Source organism: Streptomyces sp. NPDC086077, assembly GCF_040686175.1.
Lineage (GTDB): Bacteria > Actinomycetota > Actinomycetes > Streptomycetales > Streptomycetaceae > Streptomyces.
Genome location: NZ_JBFBJT010000051.1, coordinates 1 through 23,669 on the forward strand (window position 1 = coordinate 1; position 23,669 = coordinate 23,669).

Consider the following 23,669-nt stretch of genomic DNA (forward strand, 5'->3'; position numbering starts at 1 on the left):
GGTGACGACGACACCGCTCATCAGGGGCGAGAAACCGGAGCGGAAGCGGATGCCGGACGTGGTCATCGCGGCGGCGGCGACCGTACGGCCGTGGAAACCGCCGTGGCAGACCAGGATGTTGGGCCGGCCGGTGGCCTGGCGGGCCAGCCGCAGCGCGGCCTCGACGGCCTCGCTGCCGGAGTTGGTGAAGAACAGGCTGTCCAGGCCCTCGGGCAGCACCTCGCCGAGTTTCTCGACGAGGTGCCGCAGCGGGCGGTGCATGACGGTCGTGTACTGGCCGTGGACGAGGGTGCCCACCTGCTCCCGCGCCGCCGCCACGACCCTGGGGTGACAGTGCCCGGTGCTGGTGACGCCGATGCCGGCGGTGAAGTCGAGATAGCGGCGGCCGTCCTCGCCGTAGAGGTGGACGCCCTCGCCCCGGACCGCCGTGACGGGCGTGGCCTGGCGAAGGTGCGGCGACAGTGCGGTCATGGTCGTCTCCCGGCCGATGCGTTGCGGACTGCTCCGACGTGTCGAGCGTCGCGGTCCGTCCCCGGCGCGGACAATGCCCGAACTGTCCGGTGCGGGCGCGGAGTCCGGACGTTGTGTCAACCACGCGGGGGCGGATGCGGGGTCCTGGGCCTCGCGCGCCTCACCGGGGCCGCTCTTGCACAGGTCAGCACCGGTTGTCAGAGTGTCCGGACGGGCAGGGAGGCAGGATGAGCCAGAGTGCCGGACCGATTCGGCCCCCGGACGGGCACGGGACGGGCGAGGGAGCGCGGCCGGGCGGCGGGGCGTCGGGAAGCGGCCGCTCCCTCACGGTGGCCGACGCCCTGGCGCTCCCGGTGCTGGCGGCCGGTCAGCCGCAGGTCGTCACCGGCGTCACGCGCCTCGACCGGCCGGTGCGCTGGGTGCACATCACCGAACTCACCGACCCGGCCTCCTTCCTCAAGGGCGGTGAACTCGTCCTGACCACCGGCATGCCCCTGCCCGAGGACACGGCGGGCATCCGCCGCTACGTGGACGAACTCGCCGACGTCGATGCCGCGGCCCTGGTGATCGAACTCGTACGGCGCTACCACCGGCCGCCCGACGCCCTCGTGCAGGCCTGCCGGTCCCGGGAGATGCCGCTCGTCACCCTGGCCAGGGACGTCAACTTCCTGGAGGTCACCCAGGTCGTGCACGCCCTGATCCTCGGCACCCAGGCGGACGCGATGCGCCGTACCCAGCGCATCCACGAGGCGTTCACCGCTCTGACCCTGCGCGGCGCGGGACCCGAGGACGTCATGCGGGCGGCGGCGCAGATGAGCGGCCGCACGGTCGTCCTGGAGAACCTGGTGCACCAGGCCCTGATCTGCGAGCCCTCCGGCAGCACGGTGGAGGAGGCGCTCGCCGGCTGGGAGCAGCGCTCCCGGTCGACTCCCCCGGGCGATCAGCCGCGGACGCGCGGGCCCGAGGGCTGGCTGGTGACGCCGGTGGCGTACCAGGGCGAACAGTGGGGGCGCGTCGCCATGCTGCCGCCCCCGCCGGGCCCGGCAGCCGTCGGCGGGGCACCGGCGTTCTCGCCCGAGGACGTCACCGTCCTGGAGCGGACGGCGATGGCCCTCACCATCGCCCGCCTGATCCACGCCACCTCCTGGGAGCGCACCGCCCACCGCAGCGCCCTGCGCGACCTCACCGAGCAGCGTCACCACTCCCCCGAGGACGCCCGCGCCCGCTTCGCCGCGCTGGGGCTGCCCACCGAAGGCGCCGTCTACCTGGCCGTGCTGACGGACGGGGGGACCGCGGGCGACGAGGCCGGCCTGGAGAGCCGGCTGTCCCAGGAACTCACGGCGCTTGGCCTGCCGGCCCTCGTCGGCACGCTGGCCCCCGGGCGGATCGGCGTCCTGCTGGCCCTGCGGCCGGCGCAGCAGTGGCGGCCCACCGCCGAGCGGCTGAGCCGCGTCGTGCTGGGGGCGTACCCCGAAGCGGTGGTGAGCGTGGGTCCGGAGGTCACCCGTCTCGCCGACGCCCCCCGCTCCTTCCGCGCGGCGGCCCGCGTGGCCGAGGCGGCCCTGCCCGGCCGGCCGCTCCCCGACGGCAGGTCGTTCCACGAGCAGTCCGACGTCGGCCTGCGCCATCTGCTGTTCGCGCTCCGCGCGGACATCCGGGTCCAGGACTTCGCCGAACGACGGCTCGGCCCCCTCGTCGACCACGACACCCGGCACGGCACCGATCTGCTGACGACCCTGCGCCACTACCTGGACGCGGCAGGCAACAAGACCACCACCGCCCGCCGCGGCAACCTGTCCCGGGAGACCGTCTACCAGCGTCTGCGCACCATCGAGCGGGTCCTGGGCTGCGACCTCGAATCAGGCGAGGAGCGCACCGAACTGCACACGGCACTCACGGCGCTCGACGTCCTGCGACTCGGGTGACGCCGCCGTCGGGTGCTGTTCAGGCCTCTCGTCGGTCCACGACCGGATACGGCACGAACGTGCCGCTGTCGTGGTCGATCCGCGACGACGTCGAGGTCGGCGCGGCCGACCCGCCGGCCGTGCGCCGGATCGGCGGCCCGCCCACCCCGGAGGGCGTCCGCACCGACACCGCGATCGAACTGTGCCGCTTCGCCGCCCGGCCGCGCGGGCAGGGCGCGCTCACGCCGTACGGACTGATGGAGGACGCGGCGACCGCCGAGACCGCCCGCGCGCCGAGCCGAGTGGCTGCGGCACCGAGTGCTCGACCGGGAGCCGGACGCGCTAGGCCCGCGCGGTCTCGTCCGGGTGGAGGGCGTCGAGGATGAGGGCGAGGCCGAAGGTGAACTCGTCGGCATAGCGGTAGCCGGGCCGGAGGACGTGCTCGGTGGCCAGTTCGGTCAGGTGGGGGTAGGTGTCCGCGGGCATCTCGCGCAGGATCGCGCTCGCGACCTCGTCCAGCTCCGCCGCGCCCGTGAACGGCAGGCTGAGCTCCTGGAGCACGAAGCCGTACAGGTAGCTGTCGATCAGCGAGACGGCGTGCGCGGTCATCGGGACGGAGAATCCCCCGGCACGCAACGCTCCGATGACGGCGTCGTGGTGGCGCAGGGTCGCCGGGCCGGGCCGGGAGCGGGAGTCCATCAGACCGATGGCCCAGGGGTGGCGCCGCAGGGCGGCACGGGCGGAGAGCGCGCGGTGGCGCATGGCGCTCTTCCAGTCCGTGTCGCGCGGCGGCAGGTCGATCTCGCCGAACACGGCGTCCACCATGCCGTCGAGGATCTCCTCCCTGCCCGCCACGTGGTGGTAGAGCGACATCGCCTCGACTCCCAGCGCCGCGGCGACGGCCCGCATGGTGAGCGACGCCGACCCCTTCTCGTCCGCCACCGCCACGGCCGTGCGGATCACACGCTCACGACTGAGCGGGGTGCGCGCCGACGCCCCGCGCCGGCCCTTGCCGCCCTCGCGCATCTGCCCCTCCGTTCCTGCCCGTTGACTGCCTCTCAGCATACGGCTAGCTTGCCTTACTAAGTAAGGTCAGCAGGCCGGCGAAGGGGCTGCACCATGAGTACGGATCGAGTGAACAAGGTCTGCGTCGTCGGAGCTTCGGGCAAGCTCGGGCAGTACATGGTCAGGCACGCACTGGACCGCGGCTACGAGGTGGTCGGCGTGTGCCGGGAGGCCAGCGTGCCGAAGCTGGCCGCGTTCGAAGGCCGGATGACCGTCGTCCCGGGACGCACGAACGACCCGGAGGTGATCCGGCGCGCGGTCGCCGGGTGCGACGGAGTGCTGACGGTGCTGGTGCCCTGGGGCGTGCGGCAGTACGCGTCGGGCACGGCGCAGGCGGTGCTCGACCACGCACGGCCGGGCGCGCGCCTGGTCTTCTCGTGCGGCTGGCACATCACGCGCGACGGCAAGGACAGGTACTCGCGGCTGTTCACCCTGGGCGTCCGGGTCGCCGCCGTGCTGGGCAAGCTCGTCCGCGCCGTCGAGATCGACGACCAGGTGGAGGCATGCCGACGGGTGTTCGCCAGCGACACCCGCTGGACCGTGGTGCGCGGCAGCACCCTGGAAGAGGGCGAGAGCCAGGGCCTGCCCGTGTGGAGCCGGCACGTGGGCGACCCCGTGCTGGCCGGCAACCTGACGCGCCGGGTGGATTTCGCGCTGTTCATGGTCGAGGCGCTCACCGACGACACGCTCGTCCAGGAGGCCCCGGCGATCGTCGGCCGGCGAACCCCCAGCGCCCTCGCCCACACCGGCGGCCCGCCCGACCGCGCCTAGCATCGGGCGGCCGACGCCTGGTGCCCACGGCGCCGGCCGTCGCGCCTACGCGGTGACGGCCGGTGCCCGCTCGTCGGGCAGTGCCGGGGCCGGGTCCCGAAGTCACCGCGCGCTCCGGGCCGTTGAGCGCGCGCGGGCCAGGAATCGAGTGGCGGCGCCGTCCTGCCGCGGCGGGGCGCGGCCGTCCGGCCAACGACGCGCATCGCGGATCACCCCCGCCCCGGCGCGCCGCCGCCGGTGACGGCGCGAACCTGTGCGGACCGCCGCGCCTAAAATGGTTCTCACAGGCCCGGACCGGGACGCCACGGCGCTTCCCCACGGTCGCCGCCGCCGGTGCCCCGCGCGAGAGGGGGCCGCCATGGCTGCCACACGCCTGAGCAGTACGCCGCTGCCGGGGATCGGCGTCCGGTACGACCTGACCACTCGCGACCAGTGGCGCCTGTCGGTGGTCGCGCACCGCGACGGGGTGCGCACCCTCAGCACGTACCGCACGGACGACCCGGACGACTGCGCCCTGTCCGTGCGGCTCACCGCCGAGGAGGCGGCCGCTCTCGTGGACGCGCTGCTGCCAGAGCACCACGCACCGAACCTGCTGTCCCCCGCCGACCTGGGCCTGGTGGCCGAGCGGATCGAGCTGTCCGGCAGCTCGCACTGGAACGGGCGGCTGCTCGGCGAGACCCGGCTGCGCACCACGACCGGCGCCTCGATCGTGGCCGTCCTGCGCCGGGCCGAGGCGATCCCCTCCCCCACGCCGGACTTCCGGCTGGCCGGCGGAGACACCCTGATCGTGATCGGCACCCGCGAGGGCGTGGAGGCTGCCGCCGGGTCACTCGGGCGGGAGTGAGCCGCCGTGCACTCCTCGGCCGTGTTCCTGATCGAGTTCGGGGCGATCATCCTCGCCCTGGGGCTGCTGGGCCGGTTCGCGGGCCGGCTGCGGTTCTCGCCGATACCGCTGTATCTGCTGGCGGGGCTGGCGTTCGGCAGAGGCGGACTGCTTCCGCTGGGGGCCAGCGAGGAGTTCATCGCCGTCGGGGCCGAGATCGGCGTCATCCTGCTGCTGCTCATGCTCGGCCTGGAGTACACGGCCAGCGACCTCGTCACCAACCTCAAGTCCCACTACCCGGCCGGCCTGGTCGACTTCGCCCTCAACGCCGTGCCGGGCGCCGCGCTGGCGCTGCTGCTCGGCTGGGGCCCGGTCGCGGCCGTCGTCCTGGCGGGCGTCACCTGGATCTCGTCCTCCGGCGTGATCGCCAAGATCCTCGGCGACCTGGGCCGGCTGGGAAACCGTGAGACACCCGTCGTGCTGAGCATCCTGGTCCTCGAAGACCTCTCCATGGCCGTCTACCTGCCCATCCTGACAGCCCTGGTGGCGGGCATCGGCCTGGCGGCCGGCGGCATCACCCTGGCCATCGCGCTGGGCGCCGCCGCCCTCGTCCTCGTTCTCGCGGTGCGCTACGGCCGGGTCATCTCGCGGTTCGTCTCCAGCGACGACCCGGAGAAGCTGCTGCTGGTCGTCCTCGGGCTGACCCTGCTGATCGCCGGGCTCGCCCAGCAGGTGCAGGTGTCCGCGGCGGTGGGCGCCTTCCTGGTCGGCATCGCGCTGTCGGGCGAGGTCGCCGAGGGCGCGTACAGCCTGCTCGCCCCGTTGCGGGATCTGTTCGCCGCCGTCTTCTTCGTCTTCTTCGGCCTCAACACCGACCCGGCGAGCATCCCGCCCGTCCTGCTGCCCGCCCTCGCCCTGGCCGCCGTCACCGCGCTGACGAAGATCGCCACCGGCTACTGGGCGGCCCGACGGACGGACGTCGGCCCGAGGGGCCGCTGGCGGGCGGGCGGCACGCTGGTGGCTCGCGGCGAGTTCTCCATCGTCATCGCCGGGCTCGCCGTCACCGACGGGATCGAGCCCTCCCTCGGCCCGCTGGCCACCGCGTACGTCCTGATCCTGGTGATGCTCGGCCCGCTCACCGCCCGCTACACCGAGCCTGTCGCCTCACGGCTCGCCCGCCGGCGCCGCCGCGGGTCCGCGTCGGCGGACGGGAAGGCGGGGTCGGCGGGCGGCCTGGAACCGCACGAGCCGCTGGACGACCAGGACACAGTCGGCCGGGCCTGACGGACGGTGGCGCCGGGACGCGCGCCCGGGACACGAACCCTGACGCGGACCTGTGACGCAGAACACGTCGCAGCATGCAAAATTTGACCAGTGCAATGATGAATCCGGGCCGCCCGTCCGTACCTCCTGACGTACCAGCCACTCGCGTCAGGAGGCCCCATGCCCGTCTCACCCAGCAAGTTGGGAAGCATCTTCGTGTTCGGCGCCCTGGGTCTGACCGTCGCCGCCCTCGCGTACCCGGCCATGCTCGGGATCGAGAACACCGCCGGCTCTCCGGACCGCATCATCGCGAACACGCCCTACGGTCCGCTGACCGAGGCCGATCGTGACTTCGTCGTCAAGGTCCGCTCGGCCGGGCTGTGGGAGTACCCGCTCGGGGAGATGGCCATGGCGCGGGGCACCACGCCGGAGATGAAGGAGGCCGGCGAGCACCTCATCGTCGGGCACGCGGGGCTGGACGCCACCTGCCGCAGAATCGCCCCCGAACTCGGCATCACCCTGCCCAACCAGGCGACGCCGCAGCAGCAGCAGTTCGTGGCGACCGTGGACTCGGAGACGGGCAACCAGTTCGACATCACGGCGGTCAACATCATGCGCGTGACCCACGGCCAGATCTTCCCGGCGATCGCCAAGATCCGCGCCAACACCAAGAACACGCTGGTCCGTGCGCTGGCCGACCAGGCCAACGACACCGTCCTCGACCACATCACGGTGCTGGAGAAGACCGGCATGGTCAACTACGAGCAGGTCCAGTTCCAGCAGACCGCGCCGCCGAAGCTGCCCAAGGAGCAGCTGACCCCGCCTCCGCCCCAGCCGGGTTCCCCGATCCTGGCCCTCAAGCCGCGCCCCGACCTCGATGTGCAGACCACGTCGCCGACGCCGAGCCCGACGCCCGCCGGGCAGGTGGGCTGACCTGTCAAGGGCGACGACGCGGCACGGCGGCCTCAGGCGCCGTACCGCTCGGCCGGGGGGTCCTCCCAGCCGAGCGGGTGCGGGCCCGGGTCGCCCTGTGCGGGCGCGAGGGGTTCTCCGCCCGCGTCGTTGAAGGCGGTGAGCGCGGCGACGAGCGCCGCGCGCTGGTCCGGGTCCAGTCGCTGGACGATCGTGGCGATCTCGGCCCGGCGCCGCGCGGTCACGAAGGCTACGGTGCGCCGGCCTTCGTCCGTGAGCTGGAGGAGGGTCTCGCGGCGGTTGGCCGGATTGGTCTGCCGGTCGGCCAGCCCGGCCGCGATCAGCCGGTCGACCATCCGCATCGCTGTCGAGGGGGACACCTGAAGCTGGTCGGCGAGCGCCACCAGCTTGGTGGCGCCGCGTGTGGACAGCACCATCAGCATGCGGAACTGCGGGAGTGTCACGCGTTCCTCGACCTGGGCGAGGGACCGGGCGGACACCGCCACCAGCAGCCGTGACGCGGTGAGCACCGCTCGGGTGACCGCGTCCACATCGTCCATGCCCTTCACGGGCTCCTCACGCTCCGCCATGCCCCTTTCTATCGCGCCGGGGCACCCCGGCACGCATCTCACCGGCGCAGATTTTCCCGGACCATGACCATCGCGGGGCGTGACGGCGAGCACCTCCCTACGCGAGGACACTCGGTGGGTGCGCGCCAGATGACGGGCGACCACCGACCCGAGTGTACGATCGTACGCATGCCGACGGATCACTCGGCGCGCCTGAGGAGCGCGTCCTCGGGCACGCCGCCGAACTGCTTGGTCCCCATGCGATGTCCCGGTCGGCGAGATGCGTCCCGCGCGGTCGGCGACGACTCTCCTGCGGTTCCCGAGTAACCGCGAGCGAGGACGGGGGGACGGGCGGCCGGTGGTCCGGCCGCCTCGAGAGCGCCCGGTCGTCAGCCCGGGCGGTGTCCGGGTTCGGAGTCGTTCGGGTCGACACCGGTGAAGGCGTCGTCGTCCTTGGTGCCGCTGGGCCGGCCGGAGCGGCCCCTGCGACCGGTGTCCCGCATGCCCTTCTCCGACTCCTCGGCGTAGTCCTCGCCGCTGCGCCCCTCACTGCCGGCGACGTCACCGGGGACGGAGGTGCGCTCCTCCTTGGACTTGATGCGTCCCGATCCGCGCTGGGGCGCGTTCTCCTCGGCCCGGAAGGAGCGCCGGGCACTGGGGTTGTCCTGCTGTCGCGTCTCGTCGACGTCGGGGGACCAGCCGTGCTGCTCGGTCCCCTCGTGCCGGCTCGGCCCACGGCCGTGAGACGGCTTCGACGACTTGCGTTCCTTGGCCATGCGCCGACCTGCCTGTCCGCTGTCGGAGGGGGCGCGCTCGAGGCGTGCCCGGTCGCTAGCGATTCTCCCACTTGCCGACAACTGGGGCATATCGACCTGACCAAGGGGGGGTGCCCGAGTCGCGGGCGGCGGCCCCTGCGGCATATGGCGGGAAGCCCACCACCTACGAGTGACCGCCGGGATTCGCTTCGACGTCCACCGATGCGTCTGTATGACCATCACGGGCATGCGCATCCTGCTCATCGGCAGCGCCTACAACAGCCTCACCCAGCGTGTGCACGCGGAGCTGCGCGAGCGCGGGCACGGTGTGGCCGTCGAGGTGACGCCCCGCGGCGACGACGTACGGGCGGCCGTCCGGCGGCACGCGCCCGACCTGGTCGTGGCGCCGATGCTGAAGACCGTCGTACCGCGCGACGTGTGGTCGGCCCGCACCTGCCTGATCGTCCACCCCGGCCCCGTGGGCGACCGGGGCCCCTCCTCGCTGGACTGGGCCATCCGTGACGGCGCCCGCGAGTGGGGCGTGACCGTGCTCCAGGCCGACGAGGAGATGGACGCCGGGCCGGTGTGGGCGACGGCCGCCTGCCCCCTCCCCCGCGTGGGCAAGAGCGAGCTGTACCGGAACGAGGTGTCCGACGCGGCGGTCGAGGCGGTGCTGCTGGCCGTGGAGCGGTTCGCCTCCGGCCGGTACGTACCGCGGGATCAGGCCACCCTGCCGAGGGCGGCCGGCGCGCGGACCAGGCCCGTGATGCGCCAGGAGGACCGCCGCATCTCCTGGGCCGACGACTCCACCGACGCCGTGCTGCGCACCCTGCGCGCCGCCGACTCGCAGCCCGGTGTGCTCGACGAGCTGCTGGGCGCGCAGTGGTTCCTGCACGGCGGACATCCCGAGCTCCGGCTGCGGGGTCGCCCCGGTGAGCTGCTGGCGACCCGGGCGGGCGCGATCTGCCGGGCCACGACGGACGGCGCGGTCTGGATCCCAGAGCTGCGGGAGCGTACGGCCGCCGGTGCCCCGCGCGCGTGCAAGCTGCCCGCCGTGACCGCCATGGGCGCGCGGCTGCCCCGGCTGCCGGACCTGGACCCGGCGGGGGACTCCTCCTGGTCCGACATCCGGTACCGGGAGGACGGACCGGTGGGTGTCCTGTCGTTCGCGTTCCCGGGCGGGGCGATGTCCACCGACCGGTGCCGGCGGCTGCTGGCCGCCTACCGGGCGGCGTGCGAGCGGCCGACCACCGTGCTGGTGCTGGGAGCCGGGCGCGACTTCTTCTCGAACGGGATCCACCTCGGTGTCATCGAGGCCGCCGCCGAGCCGGCCGCGGAGTCCTGGGCGAACATCAACGCGATGGACGACCTCGTCGAGGCGGTCCTCACCACCACCGACCGGCTCGTCGTGAGCGCCGTCGGCGGCAACGCAGCGGCCGGAGGCGTGATGCTGGCACTGGCCGCCGACGTGGTCTGGTGCCGCTCCGGCTCGGTGCTCAATCCTCACTACCGGCGCATGGGGCTGTACGGCTCCGAGTACTGGACGTACAGCCTGCCCCGCCGGGTCGGCGCGGCCATGGCGGAGCGGCTCACCCAGGAGGCGCTGCCGGTCACCGCCGCCCGCGCCCAGGACATCGGGCTGATCGACCGGGTCGTCGCCTGCCCTCCGGCGCGCTTCACGGACGACGTCACTCTCCTGGCCCACCGGCTGGCGACCTCGGCCGTTGCGCAGTCACGCCTTGCCGCGAAGAAGGCCGAGTGCGAGCGCCGGGAGGCGGTCACCCCGCTGGCGGCGGTCCGGGAGCGGGAACTGCACCGGATGCGCAGGATCTTCTCGGACCCCGACGCGCCCTATCACGCACTGCGCCGGGCCTTCGTCCGCAAGGAGCGGGCGCCGGCCGGGCCGGCCGCTACGGATGCGGGGGCCGCCGCGCTGCCCGACGCTTAGCTGGAACATGGGCCGATTCGTCGGCTTCGAGGTTTTTCCTCCACGGGAGGCAGTTGATGAACGCAGCATCGCCGACCACGGCTCAGGAGCCGGACGCGGCCGGCTCACCCGGCACGGACGAGGAACCGATCCACATCCTCTGGATCAACGCCGGGCTGAGTTGCGACGGCGACTCGGTCGCCCTGACGGCCGCCATGCAGCCGAGCATCGAGGAGATCGCCCTGGGGGCGCTGCCGGGGCTGCCGAAGATCGCGGTGCACTGGCCGCTGATCGACTTCGAGTGCGGTCCGGTCGGTGGCGCGGACACGTTCATCGAATGGTTCTTCAAGGGCGAGCGCGGGGAGATCGACCCGTTCGTCCTCGTGGTCGAGGGGTCCGTCCCGAACGAGGCGATCAAGCAGGAGGGCTACTGGTGCGGCTTCGGCGACAACCCTGAGACCGGCCAGCCCATCACCACCAGTGAGTGGATCGACCGGCTCGCCCCGAAGGCCCTGGCCGTCGTCGCGATCGGCACCTGCGCCACGTACGGCGGCATCCACGCCATGGCAGGCAACCCGACCGGCGCGATGGGCGTGCCCGACTACCTGGGCTGGGACTGGAAGTCGAAGGCGGGCATCCCGATCGTGTGCGTGCCGGGCTGCCCGATCCAGCCGGACAACTTCGCCGAGACGCTGACGTATCTGCTGTACCAGGCGGCGGGGTCGGCGCCGATGATCCCGCTGGACGACAAGCTCCGGCCGACCTGGCTGTTCGGGGCGACCGTGCACGAGGGCTGCGACCGGGCCGGCTACTACGAGCAGGGCCAGTTCGCGATGGAGTACGACTCGCCCAAGTGCCTGGTGAAGCTCGGCTGCTGGGGTCCGGTCGTCAAGTGCAACGTGCCCAAGCGGGGCTGGATGAACGGCATCGGCGGCTGCCCGAACGTGGGCGGCATCTGCATCGCCTGCACGATGCCCGGCTTCCCCGACAAGTTCATGCCGTTCATGGACGAGCCGCCCGGCGGCAGGCTCTCCAGCACCGCCAGCGGTGCCTACGGCGCGGTGATCCGCAGGCTGCGGTCCATCACGGCGAAGACGGTGGACAAGGAGCCCAAGTGGCGGCACACGGGCCGGGAGATCACCACCGGCTACCGGCCCCCCTGGTGACCACGCTCCCCCGGCCGCTCTCCCCCTCGCAGACCCGACCGACCGAAGGGCATCACAGACACAATGGCGACCTCGACGACATCCGGTGACGGCACCGGACTGGTGGAGATGGCGTGGGACCCGATCACCCGGATCGTGGGCAGCCTCGGCATCCACGCGAAGATCGACTTCAAGCAGAAGCGGGTCGCCGAGTGCTACAGCACTTCGTCGGTCTTCCGCGGCTACAGCGTCTTCATGCGGGGCAAGGACCCGCGCGACGCGCACTTCATCACCAGCCGGATCTGCGGCATCTGCGGTGACAACCACGCCACTTGCTCGGTGTACGCGCAGAACATGGCGTACGGCGTGAAGCCGCCGCATCTCGGTGAGTGGATCATCAACTGCGGTGAGTCCGCGGAGTTCATGTTCGACCACAACATCTTCCAGGAGAACCTGGTCGGGGTCGACTACTGCGAGAAGATGGTCCGCGAGACCAACCCGGGCGTCATGGAACTCGCCGAGCGCACCGAGGCGCCGCACGCCGCCGACCACGGCTACCGCACGATCGCCGACATCATGCGCGCCCTGAACCCGCTGGAGGGCGAGTTCTACCGCGAGGCGCTCTCGGTCAGCCGCTACACCCGGGAGATGTTCTGCCTGATGGAGGGGCGCCACGTGCACCCCTCCACGCTCTACCCGGGCGGCGTCGGCACCATCGGCTCCGTGCAGCTCTTCACGGACTACATGACGCGCCTCATGCGGTACGTGGAGTTCATGAAGCGCGTCGTGCCGCTCCACGACGACCTGTTCGACTTCTTCTACGAGGCGCTGCCCGGCTACGAGGAGGTCGGCCGCCGCCGGGTGCTGCTCGGCTGCTGGGGGGCGTTCAACGACCCCGAGTACTGCGACTTCACGTACGCCAACATGACGGACTGGGGCCGGCGGATGCTCGTCACCCCCGGCATCGTCGTGGACGGCAAGCTGGTCACCAACGACCTCACCGAGATCAACCTCGGCATCCGGATCCTGCTCGGCAGCTCGTACTACGAGGACTGGGTGGGCCAGGAGCAGTTCGTCACGCACGACCCGCTGGGAAATCCCGTCGACCCGCGCCACCCCTGGAACCAGCACACCATCCCGGCGCCGCAGAAGCGGGACTTCAACGACAAGTACAGCTGGGTGATGTCGCCGCGCTGGTTCGACGGCAAGGACTACCTGCCGCTGGACACCGGCGGCGGCCCCCTCGCCCGGCTGTGGTCGACGGCCCTGTCGGGCCTGGTGGACATCGGGTACGTGAAGGCCACCGGGCACAGCGTGGTCATCAACCTGCCGCGCACGCTCACCAAGCCGGAGACCACCTTCGAGTGGAAGATCCCGAAGTGGAGCAACGCCCTCGAACGCAACCGCGCCCGGACCTACTTCCAGGCGTACGCCGCCGCGGTGGCGCTGCACAGCGCGGAGATGGGCCTCGCCGAGGTACGCGCCGGGCGAACCCAGACGTGGGAGAAGTTCGACGTGCCGGACGAGTCGATCGGCGTCGGCTTCACCGAGGCGGTGCGCGGGGTGCTCTCGCACCACATGGTCATCCGGGACGGCAAGATCGCCAACTACCACCCGTACCCGCCCACCCCGTGGAACGCCTCCACCCGCGACACCTACGGCACACCGGGCCCCTACGAGGACGCGGTGCAGAACACGCCGATCTTCGAGGAGAACCCGCCGGAGAACTTCAAGGGCATCGACATCATGCGCACCGTGCGCAGCTTCGACCCGTGTCTGCCGTGCGGTGTGCACATGTACGTCGGTGACGGCCGCACGACGAAGGCGATGCACGTCCCCACCGGCCTGAGCGGTCTGGCCGGATGAGCGGGACGCCCGGCGCGGTGAACGCGGTGAACGCGGAGACGGCCGGCCGGCAAGTCGAGGAGGTCCTCGACCGGCTGGCCGCCTCCGGCGACCCCGCGGTGTGCGAGGCGGCCGAGGAACTCGTGCGGGTTCTCATGGAGTTCTACGGCGCCGGCCTGGCGCGCGTCCTCGATCTGGTCGAGCGCGCCGCCGACGCGTCCGCCGCCCTCGGTGCCCTGCTCGGCGACGACCTGGTGGCGAGCCTGCTGGTACTGCACGGGCTGCACCCGGAGGACGCCCGCACCCGCATCGCCCGCGCGCTCGACAGCCTCCCCCAGCCCGTGGAGAACGCCGGCTTCGACCCGGCGACCGGTGCGCTGCGGCTGCGGCCCGCCGGCTCCGGCGGCTGTGGCTGCGGTGGCACCGGGGGCGTCGAGGAGGCGGCCCGGGAAGCGCTGGCGTGCTTCGCGCCGGAGGTCACCTCGGTCGAGATGGAGGCCCCGGCGCGGGAGCCCGCGCTGCTGCAGATCGGCACCGCTCCGCCCGGCGCCGGGACGGGCGGCCGCTCGTCGGCCGACGCGCGGTGAACGCGCCGCAGACCGGCCCGGGGCGCATGCGGAACGGCACCGGGCGCCGGGGCCTGAGCCGCTTCACCACCCCGCGCCGGCCCCGTGAGGAGCGCTGCGAGCTGTGCGCCGCGCCGCTCGCCGACACCCGGCACCGGCACCTCGTCGACGTCGAGAAGCGAGCTTTGGCCTGCGCCTGCGATCCCTGCGCCCAACTGCTCGACCGCTCCGGGGAGACGCACGGCCGGTTCCGCACCGTGCCCGGCCGCTATCTGCGCGATCCCGGACACCGGATCGACGAGCAGGCCTGGGAGCGGCTCGGCATCCCCGTCGGCGTCGCGTTCTTCTTCCGCAACTCGGCCCTCGACCGGCTGGTCGCCCTGTACCCGAGCCCGGCCGGGGCGACCGAGAGCGAACTGGACCCGGAGAGCTGGCAGTCCGTGCTGGCCGCCACGGAACTGGCCGGGCTGCTGGCACCCGACGTCGAGGCGCTGCTTCTGCGCCGGCACGAGGGCCGGGTCGAGTGCTTTCTGGTCCCGGTCGACATCTGTTACGAACTGGTCGGCCGGATGCGGCTGCGCTGGCAGGGCTTCGACGGCGGCGCGGAGGCCCGTGCCGACCTGGAGGCGTTCTTCGCGCACGTCGGTGATCAGGCCCGTGAGCCGCGAGGGAGCCGGTCGTGACCGAGTTCGCGTTCACGTGCACGGGGGTGCGCGCCGAACCGTACGCCATGGGCCCCACCCTGGTGTTCCGGCTGCGTGTCACGGCGTCCCCGCCCACCCGGGTGCACGCGCTGGCGTTGCGCTGCCAGATCCGGATCGAGCCCGCCCGGCGCGGCTACGCCGACTCCGAGGCCGCGGGGCTGACCGACCTGTTCGGCGAACGGTCCCGGTGGGGCAGCACCCTCCACCCGCTGCAGTTCGCGCAGGTGCAGGTGATGGTGCCCGGGTTCACCGGCGAGGTCGAGACCGATGTCGTGGTGCCCTGCACCTACGACATGGACATCGCGTCCACCCGCTACTTCGACGCCCTGGAGGACGGGGAGGTGCCACTGCTCATGCTGTTCTCCGGCACCGCCTTCACCGGTGACGGCGGCTTCCGCGTCGAGCCGGTCCCCTGGGACAGGGAGGCCGGATTCCGGATGCCGGTGAAGACGTGGCGGGAGATGGTCGAACAGCACTTCCCGGGTTCCGGCTGGATCCGACTGCCCCGGGACACCATGGACGCCCTGGTGGCGTACCGGTCACGGCGCGCGCTGCCCTCGTGGCAGGAGACCGTCGAGGCGCTCATGACGGCGGCCGGGGAGAGGACACCGTGATCACGACGACCTTCCGCCCCGAAGCAGAGGCCCGCCTGGCCGTCGCCCGGCAGGTCGCCGACGCCGTGCTGTTCGAGGGGTACGTGCTCTATCCGTACCGTGCCTCCGCCGCGAAGAACCGGCTGCGCTGGCAGTTCGGCGTGCTGGTGCCCCCGGCGTGGAGCGCGGCCACCGAGGAGCACGACTTCCAGCACACCGAGTTGCTGATGGAGCCCAGGCCGGGCGCGACGCTCGCCGTCGAGGTGCGCTTCCTGCACGCCCAGCGGCGCAGCGTGCAGCGGGCCTGCCCCGGCGGCGGCTTCGAGACGGTGCCCGAACTGGCCCTCGACGACCGGCTGCTGGTCCCCTGGGACGAGGGCCACGAGGAGCAGGTGAGGCTCGTCGTGCCGGTGGCGAGGCTGGCGGAAGGTGACGTCGTCGTGCCGTTCGGCATGCCGGCGGCCGAGCAGACCGAGCCCGTGACGGACCGCGCCGGCGCGACGGTCGGCCGGCTGGTGCGGCGCCGCGAAGAGCTCAGCGGCACCCTGCGCCTGTCGGTGAGCGAGCTGGACGGGCCGTACCGGACGCAGCGGTTGAGCGTGGTCGTGGAGAACACCGGTGACTGGCTGCCCGCGGAGGGCGCCGACCGTGACGCGGTCCTGCCCCGTTCGCTGGTCGCGAGCCACACGCTGCTGTGCCTGGACGCCGGGCGGTTCCTGTCGCTGACCGACCCGCCGGAGTGGGCCAAGGGGGCCGCCGCGGCCTGCCGCAACCTGCACACCTGGCCGGTGCTGGCCGGTGAGCCGGGCCGCGGTGACCTGGTGCTCTCCTCGCCGATCATCCTGGAGGACCACCCCGCGATCGCCCCGGAGAGCCCCGGCGCCCTGTACGACGCGACCGAGATCGACGAGATCCTCGCCCTTCGCACCGCCGCCCTGACTGACCAGGAGAAGCGCGAGGCCAGGGGCACGGACGAGCGGGCGGCAGCGGTGATCGACCTGGCCGACTCGATGCCGCCGGAGGTACTGGAGCGGCTGCACGGAGCGGTACGCGGCCTGCGGGAGGTCACGGGGCCGGCCGCGCGTGCCACGGACGGTGTGCCGCAGTTCCGTACGCCCGACGAGGCCGATCCCTTCCGGCGGGACGGTGTCATGCGCCCCGACACCCCGTGGTGGGACCCGGGCGGGGACACCGCCGTCGATCCGGCCAGCGACCACGTGCTGGTCGACGGGCAGCCGGTGCGGGCCGGCTGCCGGGTCGTGCTGCGGCCCCGGCTGCGGCACACCGACGCGCAGGACCTGTTCGTCGACGGGCGGCACGCACTCGTGGAGGCGGTGCTGCACGACGTCGACGGCGGTGTGCACATCGCCGTCACCCTGGAGGACGACCCGGGCGCCGACATCCGCCGGGAGCAGGGGCGTTTCCTGTACTTCCAGCCCGACGAAGTGGCCGTCGCCGAGATCCGGGAGGACGCGTGAACGCCGCCGCGGCACCACCCCCCCGTGCCCTGGTCGCCGGAGTGGGCAACATCTTCCTCGGCGACGACGGCTTCGGCGTCGAGGCGGCACGTCTGCTGGCCGGGCAGGAGCTGCCCCCCGGCGTCGAGGTCGCCGACATCGGCATCCGCGGGGTGCACCTGGCGTACCAGCTGCTCGACGGGTACGACACCCTCGTCCTCCTCGACGCGACGGCCCGCGGCGGCAGGCCCGGGACGTTGTACGTCATCGACGCGGCGGAGCCGGGCAGTCGCCGCCCGCCGCAGGACGTGCCGCTCGACGGCCACCGGATGTCGCCCGACGCCGTGCTGGCCCTGCTGGACACCCTGTGCGCCGGCATCGGTACGCCGCCGCCGCGGCGCACGCTGGTGGTGGGGTGCGAACCCGCCACCGTCGAGGAAGGCATCGGCCTCAGCCCGGCCGTCGCCGCCGCGCTGCCCGAGGCGGTGCGCCTGGTCGCCGGGCTGCTGCGCGACCCGTCCACCGTGAAGGAAGGCGATGAAGCAGCCGTATAGGTGCCGAGGGCTTCGCCGAGGCACCCCCCACCCCACGGAGAGCACCATGAAGAAGCGCATCATCAGCGGGGCGGCCGCCGCGACCGCCGCCACCGCGCTCGCGGCGTTGGTCACCCACGTCATGCCCGACATCAAGCGCTACCTGCGCATTCGCCGTATGTGACACCGACCTGAGCGCCCACCGCCGGCCGGGTGCACCGAACGGGCCAGGCATCCGTGTGACCCCGGCGCGCCGCTCGGCCGGCCGCCGGGCCCCCGCCGTGTAATGGGCGCCCAGGACTTGAGCCCGGCCCGGGACGGAGACCGATGCACGAAATGTCCGTCGCCCTGTCGGTCGTGGACCAGGTCGAGCGAGCGGCGCACTCACGAGGCGTGGCCGGTGTCGGCGCCGTGCATCTCGACATCGGCGAGCTCGCCGGAGTGGTGCCCGACTCCCTCGCGTTCTGCTTCGAACTGGCCTGTGCCGGGACCGTGCTGGAGGGCGCCGCGCTCACCACCCGGCCCGTGCCCGGCCGGGCGTCCTGTGCGCCGTGCGGGCGGGCCTGGGACACCGGGATGCCGCCCGACATGGTCTGCGCGGGCTGCGGGAGCGGCGCCACCGACCTGCTCGCGGGTCGTGAACTGCGGATCACCGAGGTGCACTGGGCCGACCCCCCCGACCCGCCCGCACCCACACCCGCCACCCCACGCAAGGAGAGCTGACCATGTGCCGCGTAGTGGACCTACGGCAGGCGGTGCTCGCCAAGAACACCATGGCGGCCCGCGTCCTGCGTACCGAACTGACGGCCCGGGGCACCACGGTGGTCAACCTCCTGTCCAGCCCCGGCAGTGGCAAGACGGCGCTGCTGGAGCGTGAGTTGCTGCTCGCCCGGGAGCGTGGCATCGCGACCGCCGCGCTCACCGCGGACCTCGCCACCGAGAACGACGCCGTCCGGCTGGCGCGTTCGGGCGTGCCGGTCAAGCAGGTGCTCACGGACGGGCTCTGCCATCTGGAGGCGGACATGCTGGCCGGCCATCTGCACGAGTGGCTGCCCGAGGACACCCGCCTGCTGTTCGTGGAGAACGTCGGCAACCTGGTGTGCCCCGCCTCCTACGACCTCGGCGAGTCGCTGCGCGTTGTCCTGGCGTCCGTCACGGAGGGCGAGGACAAGCCGCTGAAGTACCCGACCGCGTTCGGGCTGGCCCAGCTGGTGCTCGTCACCAAGTCCGACCTGGCAGGACCGGCGGAGTTCGACGAGGCCGCCTTCCGCGCCCATGTGCAGCAGGTCAATCCGGGCGTCGAGGTCGTGCTGACCTCCGTGCGCGGCGGTGAGGGCGCCGGCGTCCTGGTCGACCGGGCTGTGGCGGTGGCCGACGGGCACGGCGTCCACGCTCCGGTGATGGCCCGGACCGAGGCGTGAGCACGACGCCGCAGACCGGCACGGTCCCGGACGTGCGCGCCTCGCCCGCCGTGCGGCGGGCGCGGGTCGTCGTGCGGGGTGTGGTGCAGGGCGTGGGTTTCCGGCCGTATCTGTACGGACTCGCCACGGAGTTGCGGCTCGCCGGTCATGTCACCAACACCGGCGACGGCGTGCTCGTCGAGGTGGAGGGCGCGCCGGACGCCGTCGCCCGGTTCTGCGGGGGCATCGCGCCCGGCGCCCCGCCGCTCGCGCTGGTCGAGGCGGTGGAGGCCACCGACCTGGCGCCCACCGGGGACCGCGGCTTCACCATCGTCCCTTCCCGCACGACCGGTTCCGTCCGGACGCTGGTTGCTCCCGACACCGCCACCTGCGCCGACTGCCTCGCCGAACTCACCGACCCCGCCGACCGGCGCCACCGCCACCCCTTCATCACGTGCACGCACTGCGGGCCTCGCTTCACCATCGTGACGGGTCTGCCGTACGACCGTGCGCACACGACGATGGCGGACTTCCCCCTGTGTACCGAGTGCGCCCGCGAGTACGACGACCCCGCCGACCGGCGCTTCCACGCCCAGCCCGTCGCCTGCCCCGCCTGCGGCCCGCGCCTGAAGCTGACCGGCGCGCAGGGCGGGACGCCCGACGGCGATCCGATCGAGGTGGCGCGCGCCCTGCTCGCCGAGGGTGCCGTTCTCGCCGTGAAGGGTGTCGGCGGCTACCACCTCGCGTGCGACGCGACCGACCCGGCGGCGGTCGCCGCGCTGCGCCGCCGCAAGGCGCGCGGGGACAAGCCGTTCGCGCTGATGGCCGGGGACGTCGCCGACGTCGAGCACCTGGTGCGTGTCGGGCCCGTCGAACGGGAGTTGCTCACCGGACGGGTGCGGCCCATCGTCCTGATGCGCCGGCGCGCCGGAGGCCGGCCCGCCCCAGGTGCGCCGGTGCCGAGCGACGGCGTGGCTCCGGGCAGTCCGGACCTCGGCGTCATGCTGCCGTACACGCCGGTGCACCACCTGCTGTTCGGGAGCGAGGACGCACCCCGGCTGCTGGTGATGACGAGCGGCAACCTCTCCGGCGAGCCCATCGTCACCGACGACGCCGAGGCCCTCGAACGGCTAGCGATCCTGGCCGACGCGTGGCTCACCCACGACCGGCCCATCCACGTGCCGTGCGACGACTCCGTCGTGCGGGTGTGCGACGGCGAGCAGCTGGTGCTGCGCCGCTCGCGCGGCTACGCGCCCCTGCCGGTCACCCTGCCCGTGCCGGTGGTCCCCGCGCTCGCCGTCGGCGGGGACCTCAAGAACGTGTTCGGTCTCGGCGAGGGCCGCAGGGCCTGGCTGTCCGCGCACGTCGGGGACATGGACGACCTCGCCACACAGCGGGCGTTCGACCGGGCGGAACGGCAGCTGGAGTCCATCACGGGAGTACGGCCGACGCTCCTCGTCACCGACACGCACCCGGCATACCGGTCGGGCGCGTGGGCGCGACGGCACGCGGGCGGACGCCCGGTCGTCCCGGTCCAGCACCATCACGCGCACGTCGCCGCCGTCATGGCCGAGCACGGCCTCCAGGCGGACGCCCGGGTGATCGGCGTCGCCTTCGACGGCACCGGGCACGGGGACGACGGGGCCGTGTGGGGCGGTGAGTTCCTGCTCACGGGCTACGACGGCTTCCGCCGGTTCGCGCACCTGGCGTACGTGCCGCTGCCCGGTGGGGACGCGGCGGTGCGCCGGCCGTACCGCATGGCTCTGGCGCATCTGCACGCCGCAGGCCTCGCGCCCGGTCCGGACCTGCCGTGTGTCGCCGCCTGCCCGGCCACCGAACTGCCGGTGCTGCGGGCACAGTTGGAGCGGGGGTTGAACTGCGTGCCCACGTCCAGCATGGGGCGGCTCTTCGACGCCGTGGCGTCCCTCGCGGGGGTCTGTCAGCACGTCGGCTACGAGGCGCAGGCCGCGATCGAGCTGGAGGGCGCCGCCGTGTCCGCCACCGACGAGGACGACGACCCGCGGTACGCCTTCCGGCTGGCGGGTGCCGAGCCGGTCACCGCCGGTGCGGGGCCGCTGCTGGCGGCCGTCGCCGAGGACGTACGGGCGGGCGTTCCCGCGGCCGTGATCGCGGTGCGCTTCCACCTCGCCGTCGCCCGGCTGGTGCGGGCGGTGTGCGCCGCGGCCCGTACGGCGACCGGGCTGGAGACCGTGGCCCTGAGCGGCGGGGTGTTCGCGAACACCCTGCTGTCCTCGGCCTGTGCCCGTGGGCTGCGCGCGGACGGATTCACCGTCCTGCGGCACCGCGGGATCCCGCCCAACGACGGCGGACTGGCCCTCGGCCAGCTCGTGGTGGCCGCCCGCGCGGCGGAGCGAGGCGGATCCGGATGACGGGCGCGGGCCCGCCGCTCGACGAGGAGTCAAAGGAGACACATATGTGCCTGGCGGTACCCGGCAGAGTGCTGGGTGTGGAGGAACGGGACGGCACCCGCATGGCCACCGTCGACTTCGGCGGCGTGGTCAAGGAGGTGTGCCTGGAGTATCTGCCGGATCTTCAGGTCGGTGAGTACGCCATCGTGCACGTCGGGTTCGCCCTGCAGCGGCTGGACGAGGAGTCCGCCCGCCGCACGCTGGGGCTGTTCGAGAACCTCGGCATGCTCCAGGAGGAGTTCGGCGACCCGTGGGAGCAGGCCGAACAGGCCGCGCGGACCGAGGCCGGGGAGGTGCGGCCGTGAAGTACATCGACGAGTTCCAGGACCCGGAGCTGGCGGCACGGCTGCTCGACGACATCAGGGCCACGGTGACCCGGCCGTGGGCGCTGATGGAGGTGTGCGGCGGCCAGACGCACACCATCATCCGGCACGGCATCGACCAGCTGCTGCCCGATGAGGTGGAGTTGATCCACGGGCCGGGCTGTCCGGTGTGTGTGACGCCGCTCGAGGTGATCGACAAGGCGCTGGAGATCGCCTCGCGGCCGGGGGTGATCTTCTGTTCCTTCGGCGACATGCTGCGCGTTCCCGGGACGGGGCGTGACCTGTTCCAGGTGCGCGGGGAGGGCGGCGACGTGCGCGTGGTGTACTCGCCGCTCGACGCGCTGCGGATCGCCGAGGAAAACCCGGGCCGGCAGGTCGTCTTCTTCGGCATCGGTTTCGAGACGACGGCGCCGCCCAACGCGATGACGGTCCATCAGGCCCGCAAGCACGGCATCCGAAACTTCAGCCTGCTCGTCAGCCACGTCCGGGTCCCGCCGGCCATCGAGGCGATCATGCAGTCCCCGGACTGCAGGGTGCAGGGCTTCCTCGCGGCGGGCCATGTGTGCAGCGTGATGGGCGTCGAGGAGTATCCGGAGCTCGCGGAGCGGTTCCGGGTGCCGATCGTGGTGACGGGGTTCGAGCCGCTGGACATCCTGGAGGGCGTCCGGCGGACCGTGCGGCAGCTGGAGCGCGGCGAGCACACTGTCGACAACGCCTATCCGCGCGCGGTACGGCCGGAGGGCAATCCGGCGGCGCGGGCGATGCTGGACGACGTCTTCGAGGTCACCGACCGGGCCTGGCGCGGCATCGGGACCATCCCCGACAGCGGCTGGCGGCTGTCCGAACGCTACCGGGACTACGACGCCGAGCACCGCTTCCAGGTCGGCGACATCATGACGCGGGAGCCGGCCGAGTGCCGCAGCGGTGAGGTGCTGCAGGGGCTGCTGAAGCCGCACCAGTGCGAGGCCTTCGGCACGACGTGCACGCCGCGTACGCCACTCGGGGCGACGATGGTGTCCAGCGAGGGCGCCTGCGCGGCGTACTACCTGTACCGGCGGCTGGAACTGCCGGACCGCGCCGCGTCGGTGACCGTGACGACCCCGAGCCAGGAGGACACCTCCCTTGTCTGAGACCACGGCAGCGCCGGACATGCTCTCCTGGACCTGCCCGGCGCCCCTGCGGGACCGGCCCCGGGTGGTGATGGGCCACGGCGGTGGCGGCGCCCTGTCCGCCGAGCTGATCGAGCAGGTCGTCGTGCCCGCGCTGGGCGGGCCCGAGCCTGCCCCGCTGACCGACTCCGCGACCGTCGAGCTGGGCGGTGCGCGGCTCGCCTTCTCCACCGACTCCTTCGTCGTACGGCCGCTGTTCTTCCCCGGCGGGAGCATCGGCGACCTGGCCGTCAACGGCACGGTGAACGACCTCGCCATGAGCGGCGCCCGCCCGGCCGTTCTTTCCTGCGGGCTCATCCTGGAGGAGGGCGTCGAGATCGACACCGTCGCCAGGGTGGCCGAGGCGCTCGGGGCGGCCGCGAAGGCGGCCGGGGTGCGGGTCGTGACCGGTGACACCAAGGTCGTCGAGGCCGGGCACGGCGACGGCGTCTACATCAACACCTCCGGCATCGGGCTGATCCCGGACGGTGTCGATCTGCGCCCGGAACGGGTGGTCCCCGGGGACGTCGTGATCGTCAGCGGCGCCGTCGGCCTGCACGGCGTGGCCATCATGAGCGAGCGGGAGAACCTGCGGTTCGAGGTCGAGATCGAGAGCGACTGCGCCCCGCTCGGCGGGCTCGTGGATGCGATGCTCGCGGTGACGCCCGACCTGCATGTTCTGCGCGACCCCACCCGCGGGGGCCTGGCCGCCTCCCTCAACGAGATCGCCGCGGCCTCGGGAGCCGGGGTCGTCGTCCAGGAGCGCGCCGTGCCGGTGCCGCCCCCGGTGGCGAGTGCCTGCGCGATGCTGGGCCTGGACCCGATGTACGTGGCCAACGAGGGCAAGCTCGTCGGCTTCGTACCCCGCGAGCACGCCGACGCGGTGCTCGCCGCGATGCGGGCGCACGAGCGGGGCGCCGAGGCGGCGATCATCGGCGAGGTCGTCGCGGACCACCCGGGCATGGTCGTGGCCCGCACGGGGCTGGGGGGGACGCGGGTGGTGGATCTGCCACTGGGCGAGCAGTTGCCTCGCATCTGCTGAGTCGACTTCAGGCAAATCGGACTT

General features: G+C 72.9%; 24 protein-coding genes. 19 read left to right on the plus strand and 5 right to left on the minus strand.

The features are described 5' to 3' along the window. The coding region (locus tag AB0O67_RS16970; RefSeq protein WP_365450702.1) for an aminotransferase class III-fold pyridoxal phosphate-dependent enzyme at nucleotides 1-471 on the minus strand (471 nt) is incomplete at its 3' end. A gap of 227 nt (nucleotides 472-698) precedes the next feature. Here AB0O67_RS16970 and AB0O67_RS16975 point away from each other — a divergent pair. Further along, nucleotides 699-2,396 (plus strand): PucR family transcriptional regulator ligand-binding domain-containing protein, encoded by a 1,698-nt coding sequence (locus tag AB0O67_RS16975; RefSeq protein ID WP_365450704.1) that lies wholly within the window; start codon nucleotides 699-701, stop codon nucleotides 2,394-2,396. Between the two features lie 19 nt (nucleotides 2,397-2,415). On the opposite strand, the gene AB0O67_RS16980 is transcribed toward AB0O67_RS16975, so the two are convergent. Both AB0O67_RS16980 and AB0O67_RS16985 read right to left on the minus strand, forming a co-directional pair. After that, complete coding sequence (locus AB0O67_RS16980; RefSeq protein ID WP_365450706.1) at nucleotides 2,416-2,619, minus strand: hypothetical protein; 204 nt, start codon at nucleotides 2,617-2,619, stop codon at nucleotides 2,416-2,418. Nucleotides 2,620-2,717: 98 nt separating this feature from the next. Beyond that, nucleotides 2,718-3,401: a TetR/AcrR family transcriptional regulator gene (locus AB0O67_RS16985; protein ID WP_365450779.1), complete on the minus strand. Its 684-nt coding sequence runs from the start codon at nucleotides 3,399-3,401 to the stop codon at nucleotides 2,718-2,720. A gap of 93 nt (nucleotides 3,402-3,494) precedes the next feature. Here AB0O67_RS16985 and AB0O67_RS16990 point away from each other — a divergent pair, with 93 nt between their 5' ends. The 4 genes from AB0O67_RS16990 (at nucleotide 3,495) to AB0O67_RS17005 (ending at nucleotide 7,230) form a co-directional block, all read left to right on the plus strand. Next, nucleotides 3,495-4,211 (plus strand): NAD(P)H-binding protein, encoded by a 717-nt coding sequence (locus AB0O67_RS16990; protein ID WP_365450708.1) that lies wholly within the window; start codon nucleotides 3,495-3,497, stop codon nucleotides 4,209-4,211. A 358-nt stretch (nucleotides 4,212-4,569) separates the two neighbouring features. Then, nucleotides 4,570-5,055 (plus strand): TrkA C-terminal domain-containing protein, encoded by a 486-nt coding sequence (locus AB0O67_RS16995; protein WP_365450710.1) that lies wholly within the window; start codon nucleotides 4,570-4,572, stop codon nucleotides 5,053-5,055. 6 nt (nucleotides 5,056-5,061) lie between these two features. Next, the gene (locus tag AB0O67_RS17000) at nucleotides 5,062-6,318 is read left to right on the plus strand and encodes a cation:proton antiporter (RefSeq protein ID WP_365450712.1); all 1,257 of its coding nucleotides are present in this window, start codon (nucleotides 5,062-5,064) and stop codon (nucleotides 6,316-6,318) included. A 159-nt stretch (nucleotides 6,319-6,477) separates the two neighbouring features. Then, nucleotides 6,478-7,230, plus strand: coding sequence for a DUF4142 domain-containing protein (locus AB0O67_RS17005; RefSeq protein ID WP_365450714.1), 753 nt, complete (start codon nucleotides 6,478-6,480; stop codon nucleotides 7,228-7,230). Nucleotides 7,231-7,262: 32 nt separating this feature from the next. Here AB0O67_RS17005 and AB0O67_RS17010 read toward each other — a convergent pair whose 3' ends face one another. Continuing rightward, nucleotides 7,263-7,799, minus strand: a complete 537-nt coding sequence (locus AB0O67_RS17010; RefSeq protein WP_365450715.1) for a MarR family transcriptional regulator — start codon at nucleotides 7,797-7,799, stop codon at nucleotides 7,263-7,265. 368 nt (nucleotides 7,800-8,167) lie between these two features. Then, nucleotides 8,168-8,554 (minus strand): hypothetical protein, encoded by a 387-nt coding sequence (locus AB0O67_RS17015; RefSeq protein WP_365450717.1) that lies wholly within the window; start codon nucleotides 8,552-8,554, stop codon nucleotides 8,168-8,170. Between the two features lie 226 nt (nucleotides 8,555-8,780). Between AB0O67_RS17015 and AB0O67_RS17020 the strand changes: the two genes are divergently transcribed. The 14 genes from AB0O67_RS17020 to hypE all read left to right on the plus strand — a co-directional run bounded on the left by AB0O67_RS17020 (nucleotide 8,781) and on the right by hypE (nucleotide 23,645). Then, on the plus strand, nucleotides 8,781-10,481 hold the full coding sequence (locus tag AB0O67_RS17020; RefSeq protein WP_365450719.1) for a hydrogenase maturation protein: 1,701 nt from the start codon (nucleotides 8,781-8,783) through the stop codon (nucleotides 10,479-10,481). A gap of 56 nt (nucleotides 10,482-10,537) precedes the next feature. Then, nucleotides 10,538-11,626, plus strand: coding sequence for a hydrogenase expression protein HypE (locus tag AB0O67_RS17025; RefSeq protein ID WP_365450721.1), 1,089 nt, complete (start codon nucleotides 10,538-10,540; stop codon nucleotides 11,624-11,626). Between the two features lie 63 nt (nucleotides 11,627-11,689). Next, nucleotides 11,690-13,471 (plus strand): nickel-dependent hydrogenase large subunit, encoded by a 1,782-nt coding sequence (locus tag AB0O67_RS17030; RefSeq protein WP_365450723.1) that lies wholly within the window; start codon nucleotides 11,690-11,692, stop codon nucleotides 13,469-13,471. Then, nucleotides 13,468-14,037, plus strand: a complete 570-nt coding sequence (locus tag AB0O67_RS17035) for a hypothetical protein (protein WP_365450725.1) — start codon at nucleotides 13,468-13,470, stop codon at nucleotides 14,035-14,037. The genes AB0O67_RS17030 and AB0O67_RS17035 overlap by 4 nt, the downstream gene beginning before the upstream one ends. Before the next feature lie 26 nt (nucleotides 14,038-14,063). Then, nucleotides 14,064-14,699: a DUF5947 family protein gene (locus AB0O67_RS17040; RefSeq protein ID WP_365450727.1), complete on the plus strand. Its 636-nt coding sequence runs from the start codon at nucleotides 14,064-14,066 to the stop codon at nucleotides 14,697-14,699. Next, complete coding sequence (locus AB0O67_RS17045; protein ID WP_365450729.1) at nucleotides 14,696-15,334, plus strand: DUF6084 family protein; 639 nt, start codon at nucleotides 14,696-14,698, stop codon at nucleotides 15,332-15,334. Before AB0O67_RS17040 ends, AB0O67_RS17045 begins: the two co-directional genes overlap by 4 nt. Beyond that, nucleotides 15,331-16,791: a hypothetical protein gene (locus AB0O67_RS17050; protein ID WP_365450731.1), complete on the plus strand. Its 1,461-nt coding sequence runs from the start codon at nucleotides 15,331-15,333 to the stop codon at nucleotides 16,789-16,791. The genes AB0O67_RS17045 and AB0O67_RS17050 overlap by 4 nt, the downstream gene beginning before the upstream one ends. Next, nucleotides 16,788-17,324 carry a hydrogenase maturation protease gene (locus AB0O67_RS17055; RefSeq protein WP_365450733.1) on the plus strand — a complete coding sequence of 179 codons (537 nt, stop codon included), beginning with the start codon at nucleotides 16,788-16,790 and terminating at the stop codon, nucleotides 17,322-17,324. Before AB0O67_RS17050 ends, AB0O67_RS17055 begins: the two co-directional genes overlap by 4 nt. Nucleotides 17,325-17,630: 306 nt before the next feature. Further along, complete coding sequence (locus AB0O67_RS17060; RefSeq protein ID WP_365450735.1) at nucleotides 17,631-18,026, plus strand: hydrogenase maturation nickel metallochaperone HypA; 396 nt, start codon at nucleotides 17,631-17,633, stop codon at nucleotides 18,024-18,026. 2 nt (nucleotides 18,027-18,028) lie between these two features. Beyond that, nucleotides 18,029-18,724 carry a hydrogenase nickel incorporation protein HypB gene (gene hypB / locus AB0O67_RS17065; RefSeq protein ID WP_365450737.1) on the plus strand — a complete coding sequence of 232 codons (696 nt, stop codon included), beginning with the start codon at nucleotides 18,029-18,031 and terminating at the stop codon, nucleotides 18,722-18,724. 32 nt (nucleotides 18,725-18,756) lie between these two features. Next, nucleotides 18,757-21,093, plus strand: coding sequence for a carbamoyltransferase HypF (hypF, locus tag AB0O67_RS17070; protein WP_365450781.1), 2,337 nt, complete (start codon nucleotides 18,757-18,759; stop codon nucleotides 21,091-21,093). Between the two features lie 44 nt (nucleotides 21,094-21,137). After that, the gene (locus tag AB0O67_RS17075; protein WP_365450739.1) at nucleotides 21,138-21,437 is read left to right on the plus strand and encodes a HypC/HybG/HupF family hydrogenase formation chaperone; all 300 of its coding nucleotides are present in this window, start codon (nucleotides 21,138-21,140) and stop codon (nucleotides 21,435-21,437) included. Then, nucleotides 21,434-22,585 carry a hydrogenase formation protein HypD gene (hypD, locus tag AB0O67_RS17080; protein WP_365450741.1) on the plus strand — a complete coding sequence of 384 codons (1,152 nt, stop codon included), beginning with the start codon at nucleotides 21,434-21,436 and terminating at the stop codon, nucleotides 22,583-22,585. Before AB0O67_RS17075 ends, hypD begins: the two co-directional genes overlap by 4 nt. Beyond that, nucleotides 22,578-23,645, plus strand: coding sequence for a hydrogenase expression/formation protein HypE (hypE, locus tag AB0O67_RS17085; protein ID WP_365450743.1), 1,068 nt, complete (start codon nucleotides 22,578-22,580; stop codon nucleotides 23,643-23,645). The genes hypD and hypE overlap by 8 nt, the downstream gene beginning before the upstream one ends. Nucleotides 23,646-23,669: the final 24 nt, after the last annotated feature.

Excerpts from the sequence above, each read along its gene's own strand:
- AB0O67_RS16975 (WP_365450704.1), top strand. The coding sequence starts at position 699 with ATGAGCCAGAGTGCCGGACCGATTCGGCCCCCGGACGGGCACGGGACG.
- AB0O67_RS16985 (WP_365450779.1), bottom strand. The coding sequence starts at position 3,401 with ATGCGCGAGGGCGGCAAGGGCCGGCGCGGGGCGTCGGCGCGCACCCCG.
- AB0O67_RS16990 (WP_365450708.1), top strand. The coding sequence starts at position 3,495 with ATGAGTACGGATCGAGTGAACAAGGTCTGCGTCGTCGGAGCTTCGGGC.
- AB0O67_RS16995 (WP_365450710.1), top strand. The coding sequence starts at position 4,570 with ATGGCTGCCACACGCCTGAGCAGTACGCCGCTGCCGGGGATCGGCGTC.
- AB0O67_RS17005 (WP_365450714.1), top strand. The coding sequence starts at position 6,478 with ATGCCCGTCTCACCCAGCAAGTTGGGAAGCATCTTCGTGTTCGGCGCC.
- AB0O67_RS17010 (WP_365450715.1), bottom strand. The coding sequence starts at position 7,799 with ATGGCGGAGCGTGAGGAGCCCGTGAAGGGCATGGACGATGTGGACGCG.
- AB0O67_RS17015 (WP_365450717.1), bottom strand. The coding sequence starts at position 8,554 with ATGGCCAAGGAACGCAAGTCGTCGAAGCCGTCTCACGGCCGTGGGCCG.
- AB0O67_RS17020 (WP_365450719.1), top strand. The coding sequence starts at position 8,781 with ATGCGCATCCTGCTCATCGGCAGCGCCTACAACAGCCTCACCCAGCGT.
- AB0O67_RS17025 (WP_365450721.1), top strand. The coding sequence starts at position 10,538 with ATGAACGCAGCATCGCCGACCACGGCTCAGGAGCCGGACGCGGCCGGC.
- AB0O67_RS17030 (WP_365450723.1), top strand. The coding sequence starts at position 11,690 with ATGGCGACCTCGACGACATCCGGTGACGGCACCGGACTGGTGGAGATG.
- AB0O67_RS17035 (WP_365450725.1), top strand. The coding sequence starts at position 13,468 with ATGAGCGGGACGCCCGGCGCGGTGAACGCGGTGAACGCGGAGACGGCC.
- AB0O67_RS17040 (WP_365450727.1), top strand. The coding sequence starts at position 14,064 with ATGCGGAACGGCACCGGGCGCCGGGGCCTGAGCCGCTTCACCACCCCG.
- AB0O67_RS17060 (WP_365450735.1), top strand. The coding sequence starts at position 17,631 with ATGCACGAAATGTCCGTCGCCCTGTCGGTCGTGGACCAGGTCGAGCGA.
- hypB (WP_365450737.1), top strand. The coding sequence starts at position 18,029 with ATGTGCCGCGTAGTGGACCTACGGCAGGCGGTGCTCGCCAAGAACACC.
- AB0O67_RS17075 (WP_365450739.1), top strand. The coding sequence starts at position 21,138 with ATGTGCCTGGCGGTACCCGGCAGAGTGCTGGGTGTGGAGGAACGGGAC.